The 22,789-nt window shown below is 52.1% G+C and carries 21 protein-coding genes and 6 tRNA genes; 10 read left to right on the top strand and 17 right to left on the bottom strand.

The features are described from left to right. Nucleotides 1–3: 3 nt before the first annotated feature. The 5 genes from EDD77_RS05600 (at nt 4) to tyrS (ending at nt 5,432) form a co-directional block, all read left to right on the top strand. Nucleotides 4–810 carry a TlyA family RNA methyltransferase gene (locus EDD77_RS05600; RefSeq protein WP_058962981.1) on the top strand — a complete coding sequence of 269 codons (807 nt, stop codon included), beginning with the start codon at nt 4–6 and terminating at the stop codon, nt 808–810. A gap of 34 nt (nt 811–844) precedes the next feature. After that, nucleotides 845–1,690 carry an NAD(+)/NADH kinase gene (locus EDD77_RS05595; protein WP_058962980.1) on the top strand — a complete coding sequence of 282 codons (846 nt, stop codon included), beginning with the start codon at nt 845–847 and terminating at the stop codon, nt 1,688–1,690. Nucleotides 1,691–1,695: 5 nt separating this feature from the next. Continuing rightward, nucleotides 1,696–2,163 carry an arginine repressor gene (locus EDD77_RS05590; RefSeq protein WP_077138468.1) on the top strand — a complete coding sequence of 156 codons (468 nt, stop codon included), beginning with the start codon at nt 1,696–1,698 and terminating at the stop codon, nt 2,161–2,163. Between the two features lie 36 nt (nt 2,164–2,199). Beyond that, nucleotides 2,200–3,858, top strand: a complete 1,659-nt coding sequence (gene recN, locus EDD77_RS05585) for a DNA repair protein RecN (protein ID WP_058962978.1) — start codon at nt 2,200–2,202, stop codon at nt 3,856–3,858. A 353-nt stretch (nt 3,859–4,211) separates the two neighbouring features. Then, nucleotides 4,212–5,432, top strand: a complete 1,221-nt coding sequence (gene tyrS / locus EDD77_RS05580; RefSeq protein WP_058962977.1) for a tyrosine--tRNA ligase — start codon at nt 4,212–4,214, stop codon at nt 5,430–5,432. Between the two features lie 68 nt (nt 5,433–5,500). On the opposite strand, the gene EDD77_RS05575 is transcribed toward tyrS, so the two are convergent. The 4 genes from EDD77_RS05575 to asd all read right to left on the bottom strand — a co-directional run bounded on the left by EDD77_RS05575 (nt 5,501) and on the right by asd (nt 9,644). Next, nucleotides 5,501–6,742, bottom strand: coding sequence for a CapA family protein (locus EDD77_RS05575; protein ID WP_058962976.1), 1,242 nt, complete (start codon nt 6,740–6,742; stop codon nt 5,501–5,503). A 7-nt stretch (nt 6,743–6,749) separates the two neighbouring features. Next, complete coding sequence (gene dapB, locus EDD77_RS05570; RefSeq protein ID WP_058962975.1) at nt 6,750–7,508, bottom strand: 4-hydroxy-tetrahydrodipicolinate reductase; 759 nt, start codon at nt 7,506–7,508, stop codon at nt 6,750–6,752. A gap of 126 nt (nt 7,509–7,634) precedes the next feature. Next, on the bottom strand, nt 7,635–8,522 hold the full coding sequence (dapA, locus tag EDD77_RS05565; protein ID WP_058962974.1) for a 4-hydroxy-tetrahydrodipicolinate synthase: 888 nt from the start codon (nt 8,520–8,522) through the stop codon (nt 7,635–7,637). 42 nt (nt 8,523–8,564) lie between these two features. Further along, the gene (gene asd, locus EDD77_RS05560) at nt 8,565–9,644 is read right to left on the bottom strand and encodes an aspartate-semialdehyde dehydrogenase (protein ID WP_058962973.1); all 1,080 of its coding nucleotides are present in this window, start codon (nt 9,642–9,644) and stop codon (nt 8,565–8,567) included. A gap of 232 nt (nt 9,645–9,876) precedes the next feature. Here asd and queA point away from each other — a divergent pair, with 232 nt between their 5' ends. The 5 genes from queA (at nt 9,877) to EDD77_RS05535 (ending at nt 13,829) form a co-directional block, all read left to right on the top strand. Beyond that, entirely contained in the window at nt 9,877–10,905 is a 1,029-nt protein-coding gene (queA, locus tag EDD77_RS05555; RefSeq protein ID WP_058962972.1) for a tRNA preQ1(34) S-adenosylmethionine ribosyltransferase-isomerase QueA, read from the top strand. Nucleotides 10,906–10,937: 32 nt separating this feature from the next. Further along, on the top strand, nt 10,938–12,071 hold the full coding sequence (gene tgt, locus EDD77_RS05550; protein WP_058962971.1) for a tRNA guanosine(34) transglycosylase Tgt: 1,134 nt from the start codon (nt 10,938–10,940) through the stop codon (nt 12,069–12,071). An 89-nt stretch (nt 12,072–12,160) separates the two neighbouring features. Next, complete coding sequence (gene yajC / locus EDD77_RS05545; protein ID WP_058962970.1) at nt 12,161–12,490, top strand: preprotein translocase subunit YajC; 330 nt, start codon at nt 12,161–12,163, stop codon at nt 12,488–12,490. Between the two features lie 53 nt (nt 12,491–12,543). Then, nucleotides 12,544–12,969, top strand: coding sequence for a TIGR04086 family membrane protein (locus tag EDD77_RS05540; protein WP_077138467.1), 426 nt, complete (start codon nt 12,544–12,546; stop codon nt 12,967–12,969). 89 nt (nt 12,970–13,058) lie between these two features. Beyond that, complete coding sequence (locus tag EDD77_RS05535; RefSeq protein ID WP_132587335.1) at nt 13,059–13,829, top strand: hypothetical protein; 771 nt, start codon at nt 13,059–13,061, stop codon at nt 13,827–13,829. Here EDD77_RS05535 and EDD77_RS05530 read toward each other — a convergent pair. The 13 genes from EDD77_RS05530 to lon all read right to left on the bottom strand — a co-directional run bounded on the left by EDD77_RS05530 (nt 13,815) and on the right by lon (nt 22,654). After that, entirely contained in the window at nt 13,815–14,927 is a 1,113-nt protein-coding gene (locus EDD77_RS05530; RefSeq protein WP_077138466.1) for a tyrosine recombinase XerC, read from the bottom strand. The genes EDD77_RS05535 and EDD77_RS05530 overlap by 15 nt on opposite strands. A 368-nt stretch (nt 14,928–15,295) precedes the next feature. Further along, nucleotides 15,296–16,699, bottom strand: a complete 1,404-nt coding sequence (radA, locus tag EDD77_RS05525) for a DNA repair protein RadA (RefSeq protein ID WP_077138465.1) — start codon at nt 16,697–16,699, stop codon at nt 15,296–15,298. Between the two features lie 21 nt (nt 16,700–16,720). Continuing rightward, nucleotides 16,721–17,209, bottom strand: coding sequence for a deoxycytidylate deaminase (locus EDD77_RS05520; protein WP_058962967.1), 489 nt, complete (start codon nt 17,207–17,209; stop codon nt 16,721–16,723). Between the two features lie 111 nt (nt 17,210–17,320). Next, nucleotides 17,321–17,395, bottom strand: a tRNA-Cys gene (locus tag EDD77_RS05515). 8 nt (nt 17,396–17,403) lie between these two features. Continuing rightward, nucleotides 17,404–17,479: transfer RNA gene (locus tag EDD77_RS05510), tRNA-Gly, on the bottom strand. Between the two features lie 7 nt (nt 17,480–17,486). Then, nucleotides 17,487–17,562, bottom strand: a tRNA-Phe gene (locus EDD77_RS05505). 6 nt (nt 17,563–17,568) lie between these two features. Continuing rightward, nucleotides 17,569–17,645: transfer RNA gene (locus EDD77_RS05500), tRNA-Asp, on the bottom strand. A 3-nt stretch (nt 17,646–17,648) separates the two neighbouring features. Then, a tRNA-Val gene (locus EDD77_RS05495) sits at nt 17,649–17,724 on the bottom strand. Between the two features lie 4 nt (nt 17,725–17,728). After that, nucleotides 17,729–17,804 (bottom strand) — tRNA-Gly (locus tag EDD77_RS05490). Between the two features lie 161 nt (nt 17,805–17,965). After that, nucleotides 17,966–18,835, bottom strand: coding sequence for an Hsp33 family molecular chaperone HslO (gene hslO / locus EDD77_RS05485; protein ID WP_058962966.1), 870 nt, complete (start codon nt 18,833–18,835; stop codon nt 17,966–17,968). A 5-nt stretch (nt 18,836–18,840) separates the two neighbouring features. Next, nucleotides 18,841–19,599 (bottom strand): class I SAM-dependent DNA methyltransferase, encoded by a 759-nt coding sequence (locus tag EDD77_RS05480; RefSeq protein ID WP_058962965.1) that lies wholly within the window; start codon nt 19,597–19,599, stop codon nt 18,841–18,843. Beyond that, complete coding sequence (gene yihA, locus EDD77_RS05475; RefSeq protein WP_058963083.1) at nt 19,589–20,194, bottom strand: ribosome biogenesis GTP-binding protein YihA/YsxC; 606 nt, start codon at nt 20,192–20,194, stop codon at nt 19,589–19,591. The genes EDD77_RS05480 and yihA overlap by 11 nt, the downstream gene beginning before the upstream one ends. A gap of 18 nt (nt 20,195–20,212) precedes the next feature. Continuing rightward, nucleotides 20,213–22,654 (bottom strand): endopeptidase La, encoded by a 2,442-nt coding sequence (gene lon / locus EDD77_RS05470; protein WP_058962964.1) that lies wholly within the window; start codon nt 22,652–22,654, stop codon nt 20,213–20,215. Nucleotides 22,655–22,789 lie beyond the last annotated feature (135 nt).

The raw sequence follows: 22,789 nt of genomic DNA, 5'->3' as shown, positions 1-22,789 counted from the left end.
GCTTTGAAAATTCGATTGGATCAATACCTGTGCCAGAATGGTCTGGTACAAAGCCGGGAGCGTGCCAAGGCTTTAATCATGTCCGGCATCGTATTTGTAAACGAACAGAAAGCCGACAAGGCCGGTGAAATGATTTCTCCGGACGCAAAAGTGGAGGTTCGCGGTCATGATATCGGTTATGTGAGCCGTGGTGGGCTGAAGCTGGAAAAAGCCATGCGCGCTTTTCCGCTTACTCCCAACGGGAAGGTTTGCATGGATATTGGTGCATCTACGGGAGGATTCACCGATTGCATGCTGCAAAACGGCGCCCGGAAGGTGTATGCGGTGGACGTGGGTTACGGTCAGCTGGCATGGAAACTGCGCACGGATGAACGGGTCGTCAACATGGAACGCACAAACATCCGGAATGTTACTCTGGATATGCTTGAAGAGCCGGTTGAATTTTTCAGCGTGGATGTATCGTTTATTTCCTTGAAGCATATTTTCCCCGTGGCTCAGGCGGTTACCGCCGATCAGGCTACCGGTGTCTGCCTGGTTAAGCCTCAGTTCGAGGCAGGCAGAGAAAAGGTTGGCAAAAAAGGCGTTGTTCGTGAGCCTGAAACCCATAAGGAAGTAATCCTGCAGGCTGCAGGCTATGCAGCATCCAACGGCTTTTCCGTGCTGGGGCTGGATTATTCCCCAATTAAAGGGCCGGAAGGGAACATTGAGTTCCTGCTGTTTGTGGAAAAAGCAAAGGATGAGCCTGTATTGTTGCAGGAGGAACTGGCCGATCAGGTGGTAAGCGCCGCACACGGAGCGCTGGATTTGTAATTTCCCCATAAAGTCTGCGAAAGGAACGATCCGCATGACTGTTTTTATTATTCCCAATACCACAAAACCCCGTGCTCGAACGGTAACTGCACAAGCGGTGCGGATTCTGCGAAGCGCCGGTGCCAACGTAATTCTGGCAATTGGTTCCGATGTGGAAACTCTTCCCGGCGTGCGTTATCTGCCCAAAGATCAGGCTTTCACAGACTGTGATGTTGTAATCACCATCGGCGGCGACGGAACCATTCTGCACACGGCAAAGGATTGCCTGGAATACGACAAACCGATTCTGGGAATCAATCTGGGTCGGATGGGATTCCTTGCTACCTGTGAAGTCAATGAAATGCAGGCAAAACTCACCCGTCTTGCCAAGGGGCAGTTTCAGTGTGACAAACGGATGCTCCTGAACGCAATTGTGGACGATGATGTTTCGAATGCACAAACCGCATTGAACGATGTGGTGATCTATAAAGGTCACCGGCTTCAAACCATTGATTTTAATATTTACTGCGACGCCATTCTGGTTAATCACTGCTCCGGAGACGGCGTAATCATTTCCACTCCCACCGGCTCAACGGCATATTCGCTTTCTGCCGGGGGACCGATTTTAGATGCGCACATTGAGGGGATTGTGGTCAGCATGATCTGTGCCCACAGCCTGCATCAGCCATCCATGGTATTCGCAGCCGACCGATGCATCCGTATCGAAGTGAATGCAAAGGGAAGAAACGAGATTTTTATCAGTACCGACGGAGAAGAAGAACGCTCTCTGCGGGACGGAGGGCATGTGGAAGTAGAGCTCTCCCATCAAAGTATCCGCCTGGTTACCTTTAGCCTGGCTGATCAGTTTGACGCCATCGACAGAAAATTACGAGGGAGGTAACGCCGGTGAAAGGTGAACGCCATAACAAAATTCTTGAATTGATCCAACAGCACGCAATCGACCGGCAGGAGGATCTTCTGCGCTATCTGAAGGAGGCCGGATTCCAGGTTACGCAGGCCACTGTATCCCGGGATATCCGGGAGCTTCACCTGGTTAAGGTCGCTGCTGGCGGCGGCCAGTATCGTTATGTGTCTGCAGCCGCAGCCAGCAGCCAACAGCTGCATTCGCCTGGCCGGTTCGAAATGATCTTCCGGGAATCGGTGTTAAAAATCGATTATGCCGGCCACACGGTTCTGGTCAAATGCTTCTCCGGCATGGCCAATGCCGCTTGCGAACTGTTCGACTCCATGAAATGGGAGGAAGAGGTCGTCGGCACTCTTTCCGGTGACGACACTTTCCTGATTCTGATGCGCACTGAAGCGGATGCGCAGCATTTGTGTCAGACCCTGAGCCAGTATGTGGCCAAGCGCTGAGCCGGGCACCATCACAGGAAGGATTGATCGGGTTCCATGTTAACCTCATTACGAATTGAAAATGTGGCCGTGATCGAAAAGGTACAGGTACAGTTTACTGCCGGTCTGAACGTTCTGACCGGTGAGACCGGCGCGGGTAAGTCGATTCTGATCGACTCCATCAGTGCTATTCTGGGCAACCGGATCAGCCGTGACCTGGTGCGTACCGGTGCACCGAAAGCCTGTATCTGGGCAACCTTCGACCAATTGCCCAAACAGGTAAAAATGCAGCTGGAACAGGCCGGTTACGACGCTGGCGAAGAGCTTTTGATTTACCGTGAAATCACCGCCGAGGGCAAAAGTCATTGCCGTATCAACGGAATGCCTGCCACTGTATCCGTCCTGCGGGATATCACCGCCGGATTGATCAACATTCATGGCCAGCACGACAGTCAGGGTCTGACCGACCCTGCAAAGCATCTGGGAATTCTGGATGCCTTTGCGCAGAACCAAAACGAGTTCAACGCCTATCGGAAGGTGTACAAGGAGCTCATCGCGGTGAAGCGACAGGCCGATGCCCTCCAGCTGGACGAGGCTGAAAAGCAACGGAAGATGGAGCTTCTTCGGTTTCAATTGAATGAAATCGAGGACGCCTCTCTTCAGATCGGTGAGGAAGAACGGCTGGTTGCCCGCCGGCAGATTATTTCCCATGCTCAGACAATTCTGGAACAGATTGCATCGGCTCACGGGGCCCTTTCTGGCGGTGATGAATTCTCTGGTGCTGCAGATCTTCTGGGCGGTGCAAACGGCGCATTGGAACAGGCTGCCGTACTGGATGAATCCCTCCAACCCTTGCAGGAACGGCTGGCTGATCTTTATTACAACGCCCGGGAGCTGGCTGTAGATCTGGCCTCCCGGCTGGACGATTATGGTTTTGATCCCGCCGAACTGGACCAGCTGGAACAACGGTTGGACATCATCTACCGGCTGAAAAACAAGTACGGCGCAGATTCGGTGGAAGAACTGCTCAAGATGGCAGAGAAATCTCGGGAAGAGCTGGAGCATATTGAGAGGGCAGACGAAACCCTGGAACAGCTGAATAAGCAGAAGCAGGCTCTTTATAAAGAAGCCAAAATTCTGGCCGAAAAGCTTACCCAGACCCGGTTGACTGCTTTTGAGCGAATGGAGCAGCAGCTGGTGGAAGCATGCACCTTCCTGAACATGCCGGGCACCCGTTTTGTACTTCAACACAGTCGTGGACCGCTTGCTGGTTCCGGCCAGGATACCGTGGAATTTTATATTTCCACCAACCTGGGCGAAGCGCCGAAGCCTTTGGCAAAAATCGCATCCGGCGGTGAGCTTTCCCGCATCATGCTGGCGCTGAAGAGTGCACTGGCGGAAAAGGACGCCATCCCCACCGTTATTTACGACGAAATCGACACCGGTGTTTCCGGCCTTGCCGCCGGGCGAATTGGCGAAAAACTTCGTCAGACTTCCAAGGGGCGTCAGGTGCTCTGCATTACCCATACTGCACAAATTGCAGCTCTGGCAACCAGCCATCTGCTCATTCAGAAAAATGTGGAGGGGCAGCGCACCTTTACCCAGATTCATCCGCTGGATCAGGCCGGCCGTGTGCAGGAACTGGCACGCATTATTTCCGGCGACCATATCACCGATCTGAGTCTGGCAAATGCCCGTGAGATGCTGTCGCTGTAACCCTTGACAACGCAAATGGTTTGCGCTATACTGCTTAATATCAAATGCAACGACGGGAACAAGTAATCGGTTCATGTGCGGCGCAGAGAAGCCCTGGTTTGGTGAAAAGGGTAACGCAGTGGATTGACGAATACCTCCCTGAGCAGCAGGCTGAACGCCCTAAGGCAATTAGGCTGTGCCGTGTGCGCCCGTTACCGCGCAGGAGTGTAGATTTCAGCACTCCGCAAGGCCCGTTCTCGCGAGAAGCGGGCGAACAGAGGTGGTACCGCGAATTTTCGCCCTCTGCCAAATTCAAGTTTGGCAGAGGGCTTTTTCTATGCCTTTTGCCGCAAAACACAGGAGGAGAACACGCAATGACTTTGTACGATGAACTGGTTGCCCGTGGCCTGGTTGCCCAGGTAACCGACGAGGAAGAGATCAAGGATCTGATCAACAATGGCAAGGCCACTTTTTACATCGGCTTTGACCCCACCGCCGATTCTCTGCATGTTGGTCACTTCATGGCCCTGAATCTGATGCGCCGGATGCAGCGCGCCGGCAACCGCCCCATTGCTCTGATCGGCGGTGGCACTGCCATGGTTGGCGACCCTTCCGGCCGCACCGACATGCGCAGCATGATGACCACCGAAACCATTCAGCATAACTGTGAGTGCTTCAAAAAGCAGATGAGCAAGTTCATCGACTTCTCGGACGGCAAGGCTCTGATGCTGAACAACGCTGACTGGCTGATGAAGCTGAACTACATTGAGCTGCTGCGCGAAGTGGGCCCCTGCTTCTCCGTCAACAACATGCTGCGTGCAGAATGCTACAAGCAGCGCATGGAAAAGGGTCTGTCCTTCCTGGAATTCAACTACATGATCATGCAGTCCTACGACTTCTACCACATGTTCCAGGAACTGGGCTGTAATCTGCAGTGCGGCGGCGATGACCAGTGGTCCAACATGCTGGGCGGCACCGAGCTGATCCGCCGTAAGCTGGGCAAGGATGCCTATGCCATGACCATCACCCTGCTGCTCACCTCTGAGGGTAAGAAGATGGGCAAAACCCAGAAGGGCGCTGTGTGGCTGGACCCCGAAAAGACCAGCCCCTACGAGTTCTACCAGTACTGGCGCAATGTGGATGACGCCGATGTCCTCAAGTGCCTGCGTATGCTGACCGACGTGCCTCTGGAAGAGATCGACGCCATGTCTGATTGGGAAGGCAGCCAGCTGAACAAGGCGAAGGAGCTGCTTGCCTTTGAGCTGACCAAGCTGGTTCACAGCGAGGAAGAAGCTGGCAAGGCACAGGAGACCGCCCGCGGTCTGTTCAGCGGCGCTGCTGACATGGCCAACATGCCCAGCACCACTCTGACCGCTGACCAGCTGCAGGACGGCCGCATTGGCATTCTGGATCTGATGATGACTGCCAAGCTGGTTCCCAGCAAGCGCGAAGCCCGTCAGCTGATCCAGCAGGGCGGTATTCTGCTGGACGGCGAAAAGGTCACCGATCCCACCATGCCCATCACCGCCGAGCAGCTCGCAAACGGCGTTGTGATCAAGAAAGGCAAAAAGACCTACCATAAGGTTCAGCTGTGAGCCTGACGCCACTTTTATAAAATAATACCCCCGCCAAAACGACTCATCGTTTCGGCGGGGGTATTTGATTATACAGTTTCTTTCGGCAAAGCCAGAAATTCCGGATCCACATTTTCCTGAAGCATCGATGTGATGTAGCTCAGGCTAAATCCCGGAAAATTACCGCGTACTCCGTGGGCGGCAGCCAACTCATCGGAGTAATCTTTCAGAAGATATATGCGGATGTTGGCATAATTCGCATCGTAGTGATTGACCGTTGGGTAGAACAGGGGATCACGAATTACAGTGCTGCTGGTGCCATCCGGCTGAGTTGTTTTTTCGATGGTAAAAGTAAGGATCATTCCGATCATTGTATCCGCTGTAGACTGTGCATTCAAAAAATTCCCCAGGGAATAGGCAACGAACGCCTGTCGTCCGTCTGCTGCTGTAAGCCACTGGGCGGTCTGTACCACATGAGGGTGCGTACCGATGATTACATCTGCACCCCAGTCAGCCATTTTCTGGGCCAGATTGCGCTGTGCCTGTGTCACGGAATGGCTTCCTTCCACACCCCAGTGCACACTTACCACCACCAGATCTGCATCGCTGCGCGCCTGCTCCAACATCTGCTGCATCACATCCAGTTCACTGGTATAGATCACATGCGACGGTGCATCAGAAGGTGTTTTGATTCCATTGGTGTGCTCGGTAAACCCCAGATAAGCGATTCGCACTCCGTTCACTGTCTGAATCACAGGAGAAGTGGAATCTTCTGTATACAGACCGGCAGTAATCACATCCTCCGGCATAGAGGACCAGAAATCCATGGTAGCCTGTAACCCCTGTGTTCCTTTATCGTAGGTGTGGTTATTGGAAAGATTGAACGCACGGAAGCCCAGCTTATACAACTGACGCCCCATATCGCCGGGCGTGGAAAAGCACGGATAGGTACTGGGCTCCAGCGTATCACTTACAAGCGTTTCCTGATTAATCCAGTTGATGTCGAAATCACTATAAAACTGCCGCACCTGGTCATAACAGTAGGAAAAATCGTACCCGCCAGTCCCATTTTGCTCTGCCCGCCGTTTTGCCTGTTCATAGATTCCGTTATGAATCAGATTATCTCCTGTGGCAGAAAATCGAAGTGTCGTAATCTGCGGTCCCGTAGTGGGGGAGGGAAGGGTTTCCTCTTCCGGTTCCGCCTTCTGCTCCGATGTGGACTGTGCAAAAACAGGGCTCGTTTCTGTGCTGTCCCGAAAGAAACAAACCGCACAAACGATCAGGCAGCATACAGAAAATGCCATCAGGGCAGCAGCAATCGTTCGTTTCATAATAACCTCACAGCAGAGACCGCATCAGATCCTTCATGTTGTAGAGACCTTTTTCATACCCTGTCAGGAAGATGGCTGCATTAATTGCGCCGTTGGCGAATACCGCACGGGATCCCGCACTGTGAGAAAGGGTAATCACTTCGTCCGGACCGCAGAACAGAACATCATGATCGCCCACAATGCTGCCACCGCGAATTGCATGCAGCCCCAACTCATGAGGGTCCCGCTTCTGCCGTACAGAATGACGATCATAAACATAATGATACCGGTTTCCCGTGGCCTCATTGATCTCATCGGCCAGAAGCAGGGCAGTCCCGCTGGGTGCATCCACCTTATTGTGATGATGCTTTTCAATGATTTCAATGTCGTAGTCCATTCCCAGAACCTGCGCTGCCTTCTGCGCCAGCTCTGCCAGCAGGTTGATTCCCATAGACATATTGGCACTCTTGAAAACCGGAGCCTTTTCCGCCGTCTGGTGAATCAGTTGTTCACATTCTTCGTCCAACCCGGTCGTGCATACCACGCAGGCAGTACCAGTGCTCTGGCAATAGCGCAGCATAGATTTCGTAGCCTCAGTGGTAGAGAAGTCGATGATCACATCCGCTTTTGCATTCAGCTCTTCCAGACTGGCCGCCACAGGAATCGGCCCGCTCTGCGCAGACACATCCACACCACCCACAATGCGGCAATCCTCCCGCTGTGCAATCAGCTCACACAGCACCTTTCCCATCCGTCCATTGATGCCCTGAATGATAATATCCGTCATTTTTCGTACTCCCCTTTGTAAAAAAGCCCGACGCTGACGCGCAGGTGCGGCAAACAGCTCACGCCGTTGCTTCTGCGGCCAGCCGCCGGGCAGAAATTTTATCCGTCGTTTTTTATTCCAGCAAGATCAGAGCAGACCTGCATTTCGCAGCGCTGTTTCAATCCGTGCCTGATTTGCTTCACTGGGCTCAACCAGCGGCAATCTGCACTCGCCGGCGTCCCAACCCAGCATATTCATTGCAGCCTTTACAGGAACCGGATTCACATCACAGAACATTGCACCACACAGCTCACTGAGCTCCAGCTGCATTGCTGCACTTTCTTTGGTTTTACCATCGAACCACAGCTGACACATCTGGTGCATCTGCGCGGGGGCCACATTGCCCACCACCGAAATCACACCTTTGCCGCCAACCGAAAGCAGGGGAACCACCTGATCGTCGTTGCCGGAATAAAGCGGCAGCTCATCCCCGCACAGGGCAGCAATTCGAACCACCTGAGAGATGTTTCCGCTGGCCTCTTTGAGCCCTCGGATCATGGGATGGCGGGAAAGCTCCAGCGCCGTCTCCGGCTGAATATTTACTCCGGTGCGGGAAGGCACATTGTAGATGATAGCCGGCAGATTTGTGGAATCCGCAATGGTGAAAAAGCTCTTTACGAGTCCGGCCTGACTGGTTTTGTTGTAATAGGGGGTGACCAGCAACAGTGCATCCGCACCCAGGGCAGCAGCTTCCTTGGACATCATCACCGCATGGGCAGTGTTGTTGGATCCGGTTCCGGCGATTACCGGTACACGTCCCTGTACCGCTTCCACAACACAACGGATACACTCCAGATGCTCATCATCCTCCAGCGTTGCAGATTCACCTGTGGTTCCACACACGACCAGCGCGTCCGTGCCGCTTTCCACCTGAAATTCCGCCATCTTCTTCAATTCCGCAAAATTTACAGAGCCATCATCGCACATAGGGGTGATCATGGCAACTGCACTTCCGGTGAAAATAAGCTCTTTCATTGCTGTCATCTCCTTTGGTTCAAATCAATCCGGTGGTTCAAATCAGTCCAGGTAGCCCTTCGCTGCCAGCAGCTCTGCCAGCAGTACGCCGCCACCGGCAGCGCCACGCAGGGTGTTGTGGGAAAGGCAGACAAACTTGTAATCGTATTGGGTGTCTTCACGCAGACGACCGATGGATACCGCCATGCCGTTCTCCAGATTACGATCCAGCTTGGTCTGCGGACGGTCATTTTCTTCGAAATAGTGCAGGAACTGCTTGGGTGCGCTGGGGAGCTGCAGACGCTGAGCTTCGCCCTGGAATGCAGCCCACCGTTCCAGAATCTGCTCCTTGGTGGGTTTCTTCTCAAAACTCATGAATACTGCAGCCATGTGTCCGTCAGACACAGGAATGCGCAGGCATTGCGCGGTAATGGCAGGGGAGGCAGCTTTTACGATGTGATCGCCCTCGATATGGCCCCACAGCTTCAGCGGCTCCTGCTCGCTCTTTTCCTCCTCACCGCCGATGTAGGGGATACAGTTATCCACCATTTCCGGCCAGGTTTCAAAGGTCTTGCCCGCACCGGAAATCGCCTGATAGGTGCAAACCAGCACGTTCTTGAGCCCAAACTCCTCACGCAGGGGATGGAGTGCAGGAACATAGCTCTGCAGAGAGCAGTTGGATTTCACGGCAATGAATCCGCGGGTAGTTCCCAAACGGCGGCGCTGCGCTTCAATGATCTGCGCATGATCCGCATTGATTTCCGGCACGATCATGGGAACATCATCGGTAAAGCGGTTGGCACTGTTGTTGGAGATCACCGGACACTCCGCCTTGGCGTAAGCCTCTTCCAGAGCCTTGATCTCATCCTTTTTCATGTCCACTGCGCAGAATACGAAATCTACCTTTTGGGCAACTTCTTCCACATGGGAAGCATCCATCACAATCAGCTTTGCAGCATCCTGCGGCATGGGCGTGGGCATCGCCCACCGGGCTCCAACCGCTTCCGCATAGGTTTTTCCCGCAGAGCGGGGAGAAGCAGCCACAACCACCAGCTCAAACCAAGGATGATTTTCCAATAAGGAAACAAATCGCTGGCCGACCATTCCGGTAGCGCCTACTACACCAACTTGATACTTTTTCATTGCTTACATCATCCTTTCCGTTTCCCTCCCGGCATTTTCATGTTTATGCCGGCCCCCTGTGGGGATATATCCGGGCAATATCGCCAGATATAAAAAAAAACCGGCTTGAAAACCGGCAACGTATGCAATATAATAAATTAGATTGCATAACACATGCACAGCGGTTCTGTGCTTTGTTTTAAATATAGCATTGCCGGCAGGTAATGTCAATGTAAGGAGATGCATTATTTCTATGCTGAAAAAAGATTTCTGGTTCGACCTGCCGCAGGAACTGATTGCGCAGGAACCCTGCAGCCCCCGCGATGCCGCACGGCTGATGTGCCTCGATCGTTCCAACGATCAGATCCAGCACCGTGTTTTCCGGGATCTGGTGGATCTGCTTGAGCCCGGCGACCTGCTGGTAGTGAACAATTCCAAGGTTCTGCCCGCCCGACTGATCGGACAGAAGGAACATACCGGTGCTGTGTGTGAATTGCTTTTACTGCATCAGGAAAGCAATGACGTTTGGGAGTGCCTGGCACGCCCCGGCAAACGGTTGAAGCCCGGTATGCGCATTCTGTTTGGCGATGGTTCACTGATTGCGACCATTCAGGAAACCAAAGAGGACGGCAACAAGCTGGTGTCCTTCGAGTACAACACCCAGACCCTTTATGAAAAGCTGGACGAGTTCGGCAAGATGCCGCTTCCTCCCTATATCACCAAACAGCTGGAGGATCAGAGTCAGTATCAGACCGTGTACGCTAAGGAGTTGGGCAGTGCAGCTGCTCCCACTGCCGGCCTGCACTTTACTCCGGAACTGATGCAGCGCCTGCAGGACAAGGGCATCAAAATCACTGAGGTTACCCTGCATGTCGGTCTTGGCACCTTCCGCCCGGTGAAGGAAGATGAAATCGAAGATCATCTGATGCACTCGGAATGGTACAGCGTAAGCGAGGAAACCGCCCGGCTGATCAACGAGACCAAGGAAGCAGGTCATCGGGTTATTGCCGTTGGTACCACCAGCTGCCGTACACTGGAATCGGTGGCTGCCAAATACGGTAAAATCCAGGCCTGCAGCGGCGATACCAGCATCTTTTTGTATCCCGGCTGCAAATTCCTGTGTCTGGATGGCCTGATCACCAATTTCCATCTGCCGGAAAGCACCCTGATCATGCTGGTCAGCGCCTTCTACGGGTACGAAAAAACCATGGCAGCTTACAAAACCGCCGTGGAACAGCGTTACCGCTTTTTCAGCTTTGGCGATGCCATGCTGATTCTTTGATTGTATAGTATACTCAGAAAGGAGCTCGGTTTATGCCCTATCGCTTGCTGAAAACCGAACACAACGCCCGGCGGGGCGAATTTGAAACCGTTCACGGCACCGTTCAGACCCCTGCGTTCATGAATGTGGCCACAGCGGCCGCCATCAAAGGTGGTCTGAGCGCGTTCGATTTGAAAGACATTCATTGCCAGGTTATGCTGTGCAATACCTACCATCTGCACCTGCGTCCCGGTGACAAGCTGGTAGCTGAAATGGGCGGTCTGCACAAGTTTACCCGCTGGGAAGGCCCGATTCTCACCGACAGTGGCGGATTCCAGGTGTTCAGCCTCTCCAAGCTGCGCAAAATCACTGAGGAAGGCGTTACCTTCAACTCTCATCTGGATGGTCATAAGATCTTCATGGGACCGGAAGAAAGCATGCAGATCCAGGCCAATCTTGGTTCCACCATCGCAATGGCCTTTGACGAATGCGTGGAAAACCCGGCGGAGTACAAATACTCCAAGGCCAGTTGCGACCGAACCGTGCGCTGGCTCAAGCGCTGCAAGGCGGAAATGGAACGCCTGAAGCGGGAAGGCCTTGCCGTTAATCCTGATCAGATGCTGTTCGGTATCAACCAGGGCTGCACCTATGAGGATCTGCGTGTGGAGCACATGAAACAGATTGCAGAACTGGATCTGGATGGCTATGCCATTGGTGGCCTTGCAGTGGGCGAGCCGGCAGAGGATATGTATCGGATCATCTCTGCAGTAGAGCCCCATATGCCCAAGGACAAGATTCGTTACCTGATGGGTGTTGGCACTCCCGGCAACATTATCGAAGCCGTTTCCCGTGGTGTTGATCTGTTTGACTGCGTCATGCCCAGCCGCAACGCCCGCCACGGCCATCTGAATACCTGGAGCGGTATCATCAATATCAAGAACCTGAAATACCAGAAGGACGAAGGCCCTATCGATCCGGAATGCGATTGCCCTGTGTGCCGCAATTTCAGCCGTGCATATCTGCGCCATCTCTTTAAGGCGGATGAGATGCTGGGCATGCGTCTCGGCGTAATGCACAATCTGTACTTCTACAACCGCCTGATGGAACGCATTCGGCAGGCTTTGGACGAGGGCAACTTCCAGGAATTCCACGACCGTTATGTAACGCTGCTGGATACCCGTATTTGATCAAAACTTCAGATGTGCGCTCTTGCATATCCGGCAACAATCCGCTATAATAAATTTATTCGATCGAATTCGAGAGGAGTTTACAACACATGGCACTGAATCTTTTGAGCACTTCCACCGACGCACTTTCTTTTTATAGCCCCTTTATCATGATCCTGGTCATGGTGCTGTTCATGTGGCTGTTCATTTACCGGCCCCAGAAGAAGCAGCAGCAGAAGGAAACCGAGATGCGCAACTCGCTGGAAATTGGCGACGAAGTAACCACCATTGGCGGTATCGTTGGTCGCGTAGTGGCCATCAAAGAGGACACCTTCGTTCTGGAGACCGGCAGCGACCGCACCAAGATCCGTTTCCGACGTGCGGCAATCCAGTCCATCGAGAAGCTGAACATGGAAGGCGCTCAGACCTCTTCCAAATAAGTAAGCATATCAAAACACCCTCTGCATAGATATGATGCAGGGGGTGTTTTTGTATGCAAAAACGAACGTCATCGGAGCATTCCGGGAAGCAATTATTATTCTCCATTCTTTTTGCTGCAGGAGCCGGGGGAATCATCTGTACAGCTATGCTGTGTATGCTCGCCAAATTGATTGTTTCTGCACATCCATCCGCCTGGTGGGCAATTCCCATGTCTGCCGGTGCTGTCATGGCAGGGTGCCTTGTCAGCGGCTATATCTTAGCCCGGCGGATCGGGCAGAACGGCCTGTTTTGTGGGCTGTGCTGCGGACTGTTTTTCTTTTTGATTTTTCTTCTTGCTGCAATGCTGAGCGGAAGCTATGAGTATACTGCGTTTGCTGCTATCAAATGCGTATGTTACGGGTTGGCCGGCGCATTGGGCGGGTATATCGGCCTGCTTTCCAGCGAGCGGGCAAAACGAAATATGCGTGTTTCACGCTGATAAAAAGAGCCAGGGCAAAAGCTCTGGTTCTTTTTATTGGATTATCTGAATAGAATAAAACAAAAGAAACAACAAAGAGGGACAAGTTTATGTGGACGTATCGAAATGAATCGGCATCCAAATCCATGGATCAGAACCCGCACTTTACCTTCAGCACCAATCCATCTGCACACCCATCTTCAAAATCATCGCCTTCAGAAAACGCTTTTCCGCCCAGCTTCCACAGTCCGGTAACAGCAGTAGGAAAAGCTTCACCTTCTCAACGTACGATTCGTCCCAAAAAACAGTTTGGGACCTTTGTACTTGGGGCATCGCTTTATCTGACCGGCATACTTTTAGGGGCTGTCTGGCGACCTGCCATAAAGGGCTGGCTGTGGGAATATGCTCAGTATTATGTAAATCTGCAAATCACACGACACCTGGAGCACCAGCTTTCTCAGATCTTTTGCGCGCAATTCCTGGCATTGCTTACACAGCTGATACTGACCGCTCTGGCTGGCTTCTGCGTTTTTGGTATTGCACTGCTGCCCGCACTCATTCTGTTGAAGGGAATTGGCGTCGGATTTTTTACCGCCTGTCTGTATCTGGAATATGGGCTTGCAAGGGGGGCCGGCATGGCACTGCTGCTTTTCTTTTTTCCACAACTTCTGGGACTGTTTCTAATGCTCAGTCAAAGCGTTGCCGCGTGGCGCCTTTCTCGTGAGCTTTTGGCCGTATGTATCCACAATCGAGGCACACGACCCTTGATAGAAAGCAAACGCGTTTTAAGCAGACTACTGCTTTGCTGTTGCGCTGCTTTGCTGCCCTGTATTCTTTCCTGTATATGCTCCGTCCTTTTTGCAGGATTATTTCCGGCTTGACAGTTCATCCTCCAAATCTTCGAACAGCTCCGGCACTTCCGGCGCTTCCGCCTCCATCTCAAAATCTTCCTGCGGCATGGGCACATCCCTTTTCTGGGTAAATTCCACACGGGACAGGGGAGTCGAACTGGCCGCTGTGCGCAGCTTTTCCGTGTTGATGTGTGTGTAGATCTCGGTGGTGGAAACATGCTCGTGGCCCAGAATCTCCTTCAGCTCCAGCATATCCACATTACCGTGACGGTACATCAATGTGGCAGCGGTATGACGCAGCTTATGGGGAGAATACCCTTTCCCGGAAAGGCCCGCCAGCTTCAGGCAACGCTCTACAATCTGTTCCACACGCCGTGCACCGATGCGTTTTCCAGTTCTGCGAGATACAAAAAGTGCATCCTTATCCTGCAAATTCATTAATTTTGCCCGGGCTTCACAATACCGCTCCAGTGCATGGATACAGGCCTGATTCAGGTATACCAGCCGCTCTTTATTGCCTTTGCCGACAATTCGGATCGTATCTTCCTTGAAGTCCGTCATATTGATGCCTACAAGCTCAACCAGACGCATCCCGCAATTCAGAAAAAGTGTGATGATACAGTAATCCCGTTCATAAAAGTCACTTTGTATATTTTTTAACAATTCCATACTTTCTTCCAGCGACAAATACTTGGGTAAAGCCCGTTTGGTCGTAGGAACAGATACATCCTTCGCCGGATCATTGCTCAACCGGTTTGCTTTAACCGTAAGGAACCGGTACAGGCTTTTTACGGCACTGAGCTTACGCGCACGGGCTGCAGGCTCGTTAAGCCGTTCATTTTTCAGAAAATACAGATATTCATAAATATCACTCGTAGTAATCGAACCAATAAATTCCAGATCCAGCCCGGAAGTATTGATCTCGTCAAAAGCGGTATCTGGGGCCAATCCACGATATTGAACCATAAAGCGAAAGAACGTACGCAGGTCAATATAGTAACCGTTAACTGTGCGTGGCGAGCGGTTCAGAATTGCGCCCAGATAATTCAAAAAATCCCGAACATCCCGCGGAATATCATCATACGGTGCATGACGATTCGGATGAAGTGGATTGATGTAAGTGCTCATAAGATAATCACATCCCAAAGTAAACTGACTATATTATTATAACAGAAACATTTGAATTTGTTTTTTATAAAATCAATGATTTTTGTACTCAATCAGTCTGATGAGCTGTACGAACCAACTTGAATACCGACAGCTCAGAAAGGCCATATCAGAAGAAACCTCTGTTTTTCGCTCCCCTCTATTTCGCTAAATTTGCATTTAGCGAAATACTATATGGAACAAAATAGAAGGGCCCCTGCCCCATACCTTCTTCCTATTCCTCATTTCATACCGAGGTTTTGCCTTTTCAAATTTCTCATCTGATTTTTTAATGCAGCGGCGCTGGTACCACAACTTCTGCATTCCAGCGCCGCTGAGCTTTTTTGTTATTACTTAATGGCCTGAATGGCATCTCGAATATACGAAACACCGATCAGCTCCATATCCGAAAATTCGCTGAGTTCCAGCTGCTTCAAGCTATGCTTCGGCACAATGGCTTTCGTGAAGCCGATTCGCTGCGCTTCCCGCAGCCGGTTTTCCAAGAACGTCACATTACGGATTTCGCCAGCCAGACCCACTTCTCCAATGGCAATGGTCTTGTCTCCAATGGGTTTATCCATCAGCGCTGAAGCCATCGCCAGGCAGACCGCCAGATCACAGGCCGTTTCATTCAAATCCAATCCGCCCACAATATTGATGTAGACGTCCAGATTTGCAAAGAAGTAGCCTGCCCGCTTTTCCAGCACCGCAAGCAACAGATTGGTCCGATTGAAGTCAAACCCGCTGGCAGCACGACGCGGCGTACCAAAGCCGCTCTTCGTCACAAGGGCCTGTACCTCACTCAGAATGGGTCTGGTGCCTTCCATGGTACAGGCAACACAGTTTCCGCTGATTCCAAGTGGACGGCCATCCAGAAGCAGCTGAGAGGGGTTCTCGATCTCCGTCAGGCCGGTTCCTGTCATATCGAACATGCCAATCTCATTGGTAGAGCCATAGCGGTTTTTTACACCACGCAGGATTCGATACGGAAGGGTCTTATCCCCTTCAAAATACAGTACAGTGTCCACAATGTGTTCCATTACTTTGGGGCCGGCAATTGCGCCATCCTTGTTTACATGCCCCACAATGAATGTGGGGATCTCGCAGCTTTTGGCTACGGCCAGCAATCTGGCAGAACATTCCTTCACCTGGGATACACTGCCTGCCGACGAAGAAACGTCCGAGCAGTGCATCGTCTGGATAGAGTCGATCACAACCAGATCCGGTCGCATCTGTTCGATCAAACCGCAAATCTCGTCGATCTCAGTTTCTGCCACCAGACTGATGTTTTCCTGGGCTACCCGAAGCCGGTTTGCACGCAGCTTGATCTGACGGGTGGATTCCTCACCGGTCACATACAAAACATGGTGGCTGCCGGAAATTGCGCCACACAACTGCAAAAGCAGTGTGGATTTACCCGCGCCGGGTTCACCGCCCAACAGTACAACACTGCCCAGCACGATACCGCCGCCCAAAACCCGATCCAGCTCATGGATACCGGTTACAATACGGCTTTTTTCCTCATCAGTGCTGATATCCGCCAGTCGATCCGCCTTAAGGGAAGTTTGCCCCTGCACACGGCCGGTTCCCGTGCTGGCGCTTCGTTTTGCTGCTGTAGATTTGCTTTCTACCATAACCACATCCTCGGTCATGGTATTCCATTCTCCGCAGGAGGGGCAGCGGCCCATCCAGCGGGGACTGGTTTCCCCACAATTGGAGCACACATAAATGGATTTCAGTTTTCCATCCTTCATTCGCCGGTATTCCCTCTCTGCTTAATATCCGAATACGCCTTCCAGGGATTCATCCTGATCGATCCACTCCTGCACCTCGATCGCGCGATACTCATCCTTGCTGTCCCGGATATATACCCGCTCAATGCCTGCATTAATGATCATTCGTTTACACATGGAGCAGCTGTTGGCATTCTGTACATAGTCTTTGGTGGCCATATCAATGCCCACCAGATACAGTTGACTGCCCAGCATCTTATCGCGGGGTGCGCTGATGATTGCATTGGCTTCCGCATGAACACTGCGACAAATCTCGTATCGTTCGCCGCGGGGAATCTGCAGCTTCTGGCGAATACACACATTCAAGTCCGTACAGTTTTTTCTTCCTCGTGGTGCTCCCACATAGCCCGTAGAGATTACCTCATCGTTTTTCACGATTACCGCGCCGTAATTTCGACGCAGGCAGGTTCCCCGCTGCAGAACGATCTCTGCAAGATCCAGATAGTAGTTAATTTTATCGCGGCGCTCCATATTGGCAACCCCTCCCTGATCTTTTTCTAGTGGTATTATAGCATAGCTATTTGTTAAAAGCACAGATGTACTAACAAAAAATCCCGGCTGCAAACTGCAACCGGGATCTCCTGGAGGTGCTGACCAGATTTGAACTGGTGAATGAAGGTTTTGCAGACCTTTGCCTTACCACTTGGCCACAGCACCAAAAAAAATGGAGCGGCTTACGAGGCTCGAACTCGCTACCTCCACCTTGGCAAGGTGGCGCTCTACCAGATGAGCTAAAGCCGCTTATAAATGGTGCCTCCGATCGGAATCGAACCAATGACACGGGGATTTTCAGTCCCCTGCTCTACCAACTGAGCTACAGAGGCAAAAATTGGCGACCCGGATGGGGCTCGAACCCACGACCTCTAGCGTGACAGGCTAGCGTTCTAACCAACTGAACTACCGGGCCACATGGTGGAAGTTACAGGGCTCGAACCTGTGACCCTCTGCTTGTAAGGCAGATGCTCTCCCAGCTGAGCTAAACTTCCACGTTGGAGCGGCTTACGAGGCTCGAACTCGCTACCTCCACCTTGGCAAGGTGGCGCTCTACCAGATGAGCTAAAGCCGCTTAACGATGTGGTTTTTGTGTCGCTGTCTCTCAGCGACGTTGTTTATTTTACCGCAGATTCCTTGTTTTGTCAACAGGTTTTTGAAAAATATTTTCACATTTTTATTTTACCCCGCCGGGCCGCGTTTATGTCCCCGGCGGGGCCTTCAAATACCCGAGAATCAGTCCAGACTCTTCAGGAGCTTATTCACATCCACGTGATACTTCTTATCGCAGAACTGACAGTTTACCTCTACTACCGGTTCCTCTGCAGCCAGCTTTTCCAGTTCGGCGCGCCCCATGCTGATCAGTGCGCGTTCCACACGCTGCTCAGTGCAATCGCAACGGTATTCCACATCATACTCGTCCAGAACCTGTGGATCAAATCCCTGCATAACCATTTCCATAATATCCTTCATGGTTTTGTCCTGTTGCAGCAAAGTGGTCACACTGGGAACATTTGCAATGTTCTTTTCCAGCATGGTGATTTCTTCCTCAGTGGCACCGGGCAGCAGCTGAAGCAGATAACCACCGGCGCAGGAAATAGTCAGGTCAGGATCCACCAGAACACCCAGTGCGCATACCGTAGGAATCTGCTCACTGGTTGCATAATAGCTGGTAATATCCTCTGCAATCTCGCCGGAAACCAGTGGAATCTGCCCCACATAAGGCTCTTTCAGGCCCAGATCACGCACAATGCTCAGAGTACCATCCCGGCCCACTGCGCCGCCCACATTCAGCTTTCCATCCGGGCGCAGAGGGATCTCCACCACAGGATGTTCCACATAACCTTTTACACAGCCCATGCCGTCTGCCACTGCCAGAACGGTGCCCGCCGGGCCTCCGCCATTTACTCGCAGAGTGATGGAATCCTTACTGTTCTTCAGCATAATCCCCATGATGGATGCTGCTGTCAGCAAACGGCCCAATGCTGCGCTGGTCACTGCGCTGGTTTTGTGGATCTGCTCCATGGTGCGTACCAGATTGGTGGAATCAACTCCGCAGAAGATCACGCCGCCATTCTCCGAAATGCCGCGAATCATATTTCCCATAACTATCATTTCTCCATTTGTGTATATTGTTTGATTGCCGTGATAATATACCTCTGGCTCTCCTCTGTAAGCGGGCCAAACGTTTCTCCATCACATACCTTTTCCACGCGGAAGCCGTAACGCTGAAGTACCTCTTCCACATAATCCAACGGATAGGTATATTCCTTAAAATTCTCTTCAAAGCGTTCATCGGTATCCAGATAATGAATTCTAATCCGGATGCTCACCGCCTGCTCCTGCTCATCGTAATGATTGGTCCAGCAACAGGTGGCATCAGGCCCTTCCAGATCGAACACATTGTCGGCAAGAATCTCCCGGTGCTTGTAGGGCGTATTCAAATCAAACAGGAACACGCCGTCCTTTTCCATGAAAAAAGCTGCTTTTTCGATGGCCTTCTCAAAATTCTCCCGAGGGCCAATGTGATTATAGGTATCAAAGGTGGAGATCGCTGCACGAATGGTGCCATACAAATCCAGATGCAGAATATCCTGCCGCAACAGAAGCAGCCGTTCCGAAATCTCCAGCTCGTCAGCTTTTTCCCGCAAAACGGCTAACATCTCTTCCGACTGGTCCACACCAATCATATCGTAGCCTGCCTGGGTAAGCATCAGCGTCAATTCGCCGGTACCGCATCCCAAATCCACTACGATGCCATCATGAATGCCGTTCTGCTCCAACTGGCTTTTCACATACAGATAAAGCGCATCGTAGTCCGCCGCGCCATTCAGCTCATCATAGAAGTAGGCAAACTCATTATACGCCATCCGCTGTTTCCCCCTGCTGAAGGCATTGCTCAAACAGAGCCTGCAACTCCGGAATGCCGGTTCCCTTCTCACTGCTGGTCAGGATAACAGCACTGCATCCATATCCTTCACAAAGCTCCGCAAACCGCTGCTTTGTGGGCTCGATCTCACTTTTCTTCAGCTTATCCGCCTTGGTGAGAGCCACCACAAAGGGAATCTGGCGATATTGCAGGTACTCCAGCATCTGCATATCATCTGCGGAAGGCATATGGCGGCTGTCCAGCAGCTGTACAAGCAGCATGCGGTTACGCTCTGCATCAAAGTAGCTGTTAATCAGTTCATCCCAACGACGGCGATCGGCATTGGATACCTTGGCATATCCATACCCCGGCAAATCCACAAAATAGGCATTATCCACCGTGTAGAAATTGATGGTGGCGGTTTTGCCCGGGGTAGCACTCACCCGCGCCAGATTCTTCCGGTTGCACAGCTTATTGATCAGGCTGGATTTTCCCACATTGGATCGGCCGGAAAACACAAACTCCGGCCGATCACTGTCTGGCAGCTGGCTGGATAAACCATAGGACGCCTGAAAATCCGCCTTGTTGTAATTCAGCATTTGCACATTCTCTCCTTACTGCTGCACCACATTTTCCAGCGGATCCTTTCGATCCCCGCCTGCAATGGGTGCCGCCGCTTTTTTCGAACGGCTCTTTTTTTCCGAAGCCTTCGGCCACACCAAAGCAGCTTTCAGCACCTGCTCCAGATTGCTCATGGGCAGGAACTCAACCGCTTTCTTCACTTCATCATCCACTTCAAACAGATCGCTCACATTATCCTTGGGAATCAGAACCGTCTTGATTCCTTCCCGATAAGCAGCCATGCTCTTTTCCTTCAGCCCTCCAATGGGCAGCACATTGCCATGGAGAGTAATCTCTCCGGTCATTGCCACATCAGCCCGCACTGCCATACCGGACAGACAGGAAACCAGCGCAGTGGTGAGCGTAACACCAGCGGAAGGTCCGTCCTTGGGAACTGCTCCCTCCGGCGCATGGATGTGAATATCCGCTTTTTTGAGAACCGCCGGGTCAATGTGATACTCGGCACCGTGCACCCGTACATAGCTTACCGCCAGCTTGGCGCTTTCCTTCATTACATCGCCCAGAGAACCGGTCAATTCAATTTTCCCGGTTCCATCCGGAATAACCAGTACCTCAATGGGCAGAATCTCACCGCCCACACTGGTCCAGGCCAAACCGTTGGCAATGCCCACCGCGTTAGTTCGGTTATAGAAATCCGGTTTTACCCGGCGGGGTCCGAGCAGACCTTCCAGATCTGCGGCGCCAATCGAAATCTTTTCCGCTTCACCGCTGGCAATCTGACGGGCACACTTACGCAATACCTCTGCGATCCGGCGCTCCAGACGCCGCACACCTGCCTCGCGGGTATAACCATCAATCAGACCATACAGGCCGCTGTTGGTGATGGTGACCATTCCCTCCATCCCATTGCTCTTCAGCTGTTTGGGCAGCAGATGCCGCTTGGCGATGTTGAACTTTTCCACGCGGGTATAGCTGGGCAGCTCAATCACATCCATACGGTCCAGAAGAGGGGCCGGAATGGTATCCAGATTGTTCGCAGTGGTGATGAACAGAACCTGACTCAGATCAAAGGGAATATCCAGATAATGATCGCGGAAGGTCTTGTTCTGTTCCGGATCCAGGGCCTCCAGCAATGCCGCTGCGGGATCGCCCCGGAAATCACTGGCCAGCTTGTCGATCTCGTCCAGCAGCAGCAGCGGATTCATGCTTTTGGCTGTATTGATGGCGCTGATGATCTTGCCGGGCATTGCCCCAATGTAGGTTCTTCTGTGGCCACGAATCTCCGCTTCGTCCCGTACGCCGCCCAGGCTCATCCGGGCGTATTTGCGCCCGATGCAGGTGGCAATGGAACGGGCGATGGAGGTCTTACCCACACCCGGAGGGCCTACCAGACAGATGATCTGCCCCTTCAGTTCCGGATTGAGCTTACGCACTGCCAGAATCTCCAGAATGCGGTCCTTGACCTTCTTCAGACCATAATGCTCCTTATTGAGAATATTCTCAGCCCGGCGGATATCCAGATCGTCCACTGTGTACTGGCCCCAGGGCAGACCCAGGCAGGTATCCAGATAGGTGCGAATTACCGCCGCTTCCTGGCTGTTACCGGGCATACGGCTCAGCCGGTCAATCTCCTTGTCCAGCTTCTCCACTGCTTCCTGAGGCAGGTTCAGCGCTTCCATCTGCTGGCGATAGCGATCCGCCTCAAAGCGGGTATCCTCCTCTTCATCCAGCTCCTGCGCAATCACTCGCATCTGCTCACGCAGATAGTAATCCCGCTGGTTTTTGTCCATCTGGTCATTCACACGCTCGTGGATGTCCTGCTCAATGGCCAGAACCTGATTCTCCCGCTTAAGCAGATCTACCAGCTTCTGCAAACGCCCCATCAGGGTGCCTTCGTCCAGAATCGCCTGCTTATCCTGGTATTTGAACAGCAGATTGGCCGGAATATATTCGCTTAAAAATACCGGATCGTTGTTGGTTACAATATTATAGACCACATCCTTGGACAAGCGGCTGTTCAGGGTGAGGTACTCCTCAAACAGACCCTTCAGACTGCGAACCAGCGCTTCAGCCTCCACACTTTTCTCCGCCTTTACGCCTCGTACGGGCGCCGGCTTGATGGAAGCTACCATCATCTGCTCGTTGCTTTCCACTGCAAGCAGGCGTGCCCGGCTCTTGCCTTCCACCAACACCTTGACCAGCTCGTCGGATACTCGCAGAATCTGCTTGATTTCCGCTACCACACCATGTTTGTACAGGTCATCCGTAGTGGGATCTTCCGTTTCCATATCCCGTTGGGCAATCAGAAAAATCGGGCTGCTGTTGGCCATAGCCCACTCAATGGCTGCAATGCTTTTTGCACGGCCTACTTCAAAATGTACAACATTATTAGGAAACAGCACCAATCCGCGCAGCGCAATGGCGGGCAGGCGCTCCACATTATGCTCCACTTTTATCTTCACACGCTCAGACATATCCAGGAACCTCCTGTTGTCTCTTTAAAAAAGAGACGGATCAATATAGTGTATTTGACTTTATATTATACACAAAAAGTAGAGTTAATTCAAGTAATCCCCTGTGAACATCCGGGGGATGAATGCACCAAAGGG

Source organism: Allofournierella massiliensis, from assembly GCF_004345265.1.
Classification (GTDB): Bacteria; Bacillota; Clostridia; order Oscillospirales; family Ruminococcaceae; genus Allofournierella; species Allofournierella massiliensis.
Note: the sequence above shows the minus strand (reverse complement) of the source record. Positions and strands in the feature narration are given on the sequence as shown.

What these genes read in the sequence shown, in the direction of transcription:
- dapB (WP_058962975.1), bottom strand. Translation starts at nt 7,508, where the DNA reads ATGACGGATATTATCATTCAGGGCATCAATGGACGGATGGGAAAGGTG.
- EDD77_RS05575 (WP_058962976.1), bottom strand. Translation starts at nt 6,742, where the DNA reads ATGAAACGAACGATTGCTGCTGCCCTGATGGCATTTTCTGTATGCTGC.
- queA (WP_058962972.1), top strand. Translation starts at nt 9,877, where the DNA reads ATGCTGAAAAAAGATTTCTGGTTCGACCTGCCGCAGGAACTGATTGCG.
- radA (WP_077138465.1), bottom strand. Translation starts at nt 16,699, where the DNA reads ATGAAGGATGGAAAACTGAAATCCATTTATGTGTGCTCCAATTGTGGG.
- tyrS (WP_058962977.1), top strand. Translation starts at nt 4,212, where the DNA reads ATGACTTTGTACGATGAACTGGTTGCCCGTGGCCTGGTTGCCCAGGTA.
- EDD77_RS05540 (WP_077138467.1), top strand. Translation starts at nt 12,544, where the DNA reads ATGCAAAAACGAACGTCATCGGAGCATTCCGGGAAGCAATTATTATTC.
- lon (WP_058962964.1), bottom strand. Translation starts at nt 22,654, where the DNA reads ATGTCTGAGCGTGTGAAGATAAAAGTGGAGCATAATGTGGAGCGCCTG.
- hslO (WP_058962966.1), bottom strand. Translation starts at nt 18,835, where the DNA reads ATGGGAAATATGATTCGCGGCATTTCGGAGAATGGCGGCGTGATCTTC.
- tgt (WP_058962971.1), top strand. Translation starts at nt 10,938, where the DNA reads ATGCCCTATCGCTTGCTGAAAACCGAACACAACGCCCGGCGGGGCGAA.
- EDD77_RS05595 (WP_058962980.1), top strand. Translation starts at nt 845, where the DNA reads ATGACTGTTTTTATTATTCCCAATACCACAAAACCCCGTGCTCGAACG.
- recN (WP_058962978.1), top strand. Translation starts at nt 2,200, where the DNA reads ATGTTAACCTCATTACGAATTGAAAATGTGGCCGTGATCGAAAAGGTA.
- yajC (WP_058962970.1), top strand. Translation starts at nt 12,161, where the DNA reads ATGGCACTGAATCTTTTGAGCACTTCCACCGACGCACTTTCTTTTTAT.
- dapA (WP_058962974.1), bottom strand. Translation starts at nt 8,522, where the DNA reads ATGAAAGAGCTTATTTTCACCGGAAGTGCAGTTGCCATGATCACCCCT.
- EDD77_RS05520 (WP_058962967.1), bottom strand. Translation starts at nt 17,209, where the DNA reads ATGGAGCGCCGCGATAAAATTAACTACTATCTGGATCTTGCAGAGATC.
- EDD77_RS05535 (WP_132587335.1), top strand. Translation starts at nt 13,059, where the DNA reads ATGTGGACGTATCGAAATGAATCGGCATCCAAATCCATGGATCAGAAC.
- asd (WP_058962973.1), bottom strand. Translation starts at nt 9,644, where the DNA reads ATGAAAAAGTATCAAGTTGGTGTAGTAGGCGCTACCGGAATGGTCGGC.
- EDD77_RS05480 (WP_058962965.1), bottom strand. Translation starts at nt 19,599, where the DNA reads ATGGCGTATAATGAGTTTGCCTACTTCTATGATGAGCTGAATGGCGCG.
- EDD77_RS05530 (WP_077138466.1), bottom strand. Translation starts at nt 14,927, where the DNA reads ATGAGCACTTACATCAATCCACTTCATCCGAATCGTCATGCACCGTAT.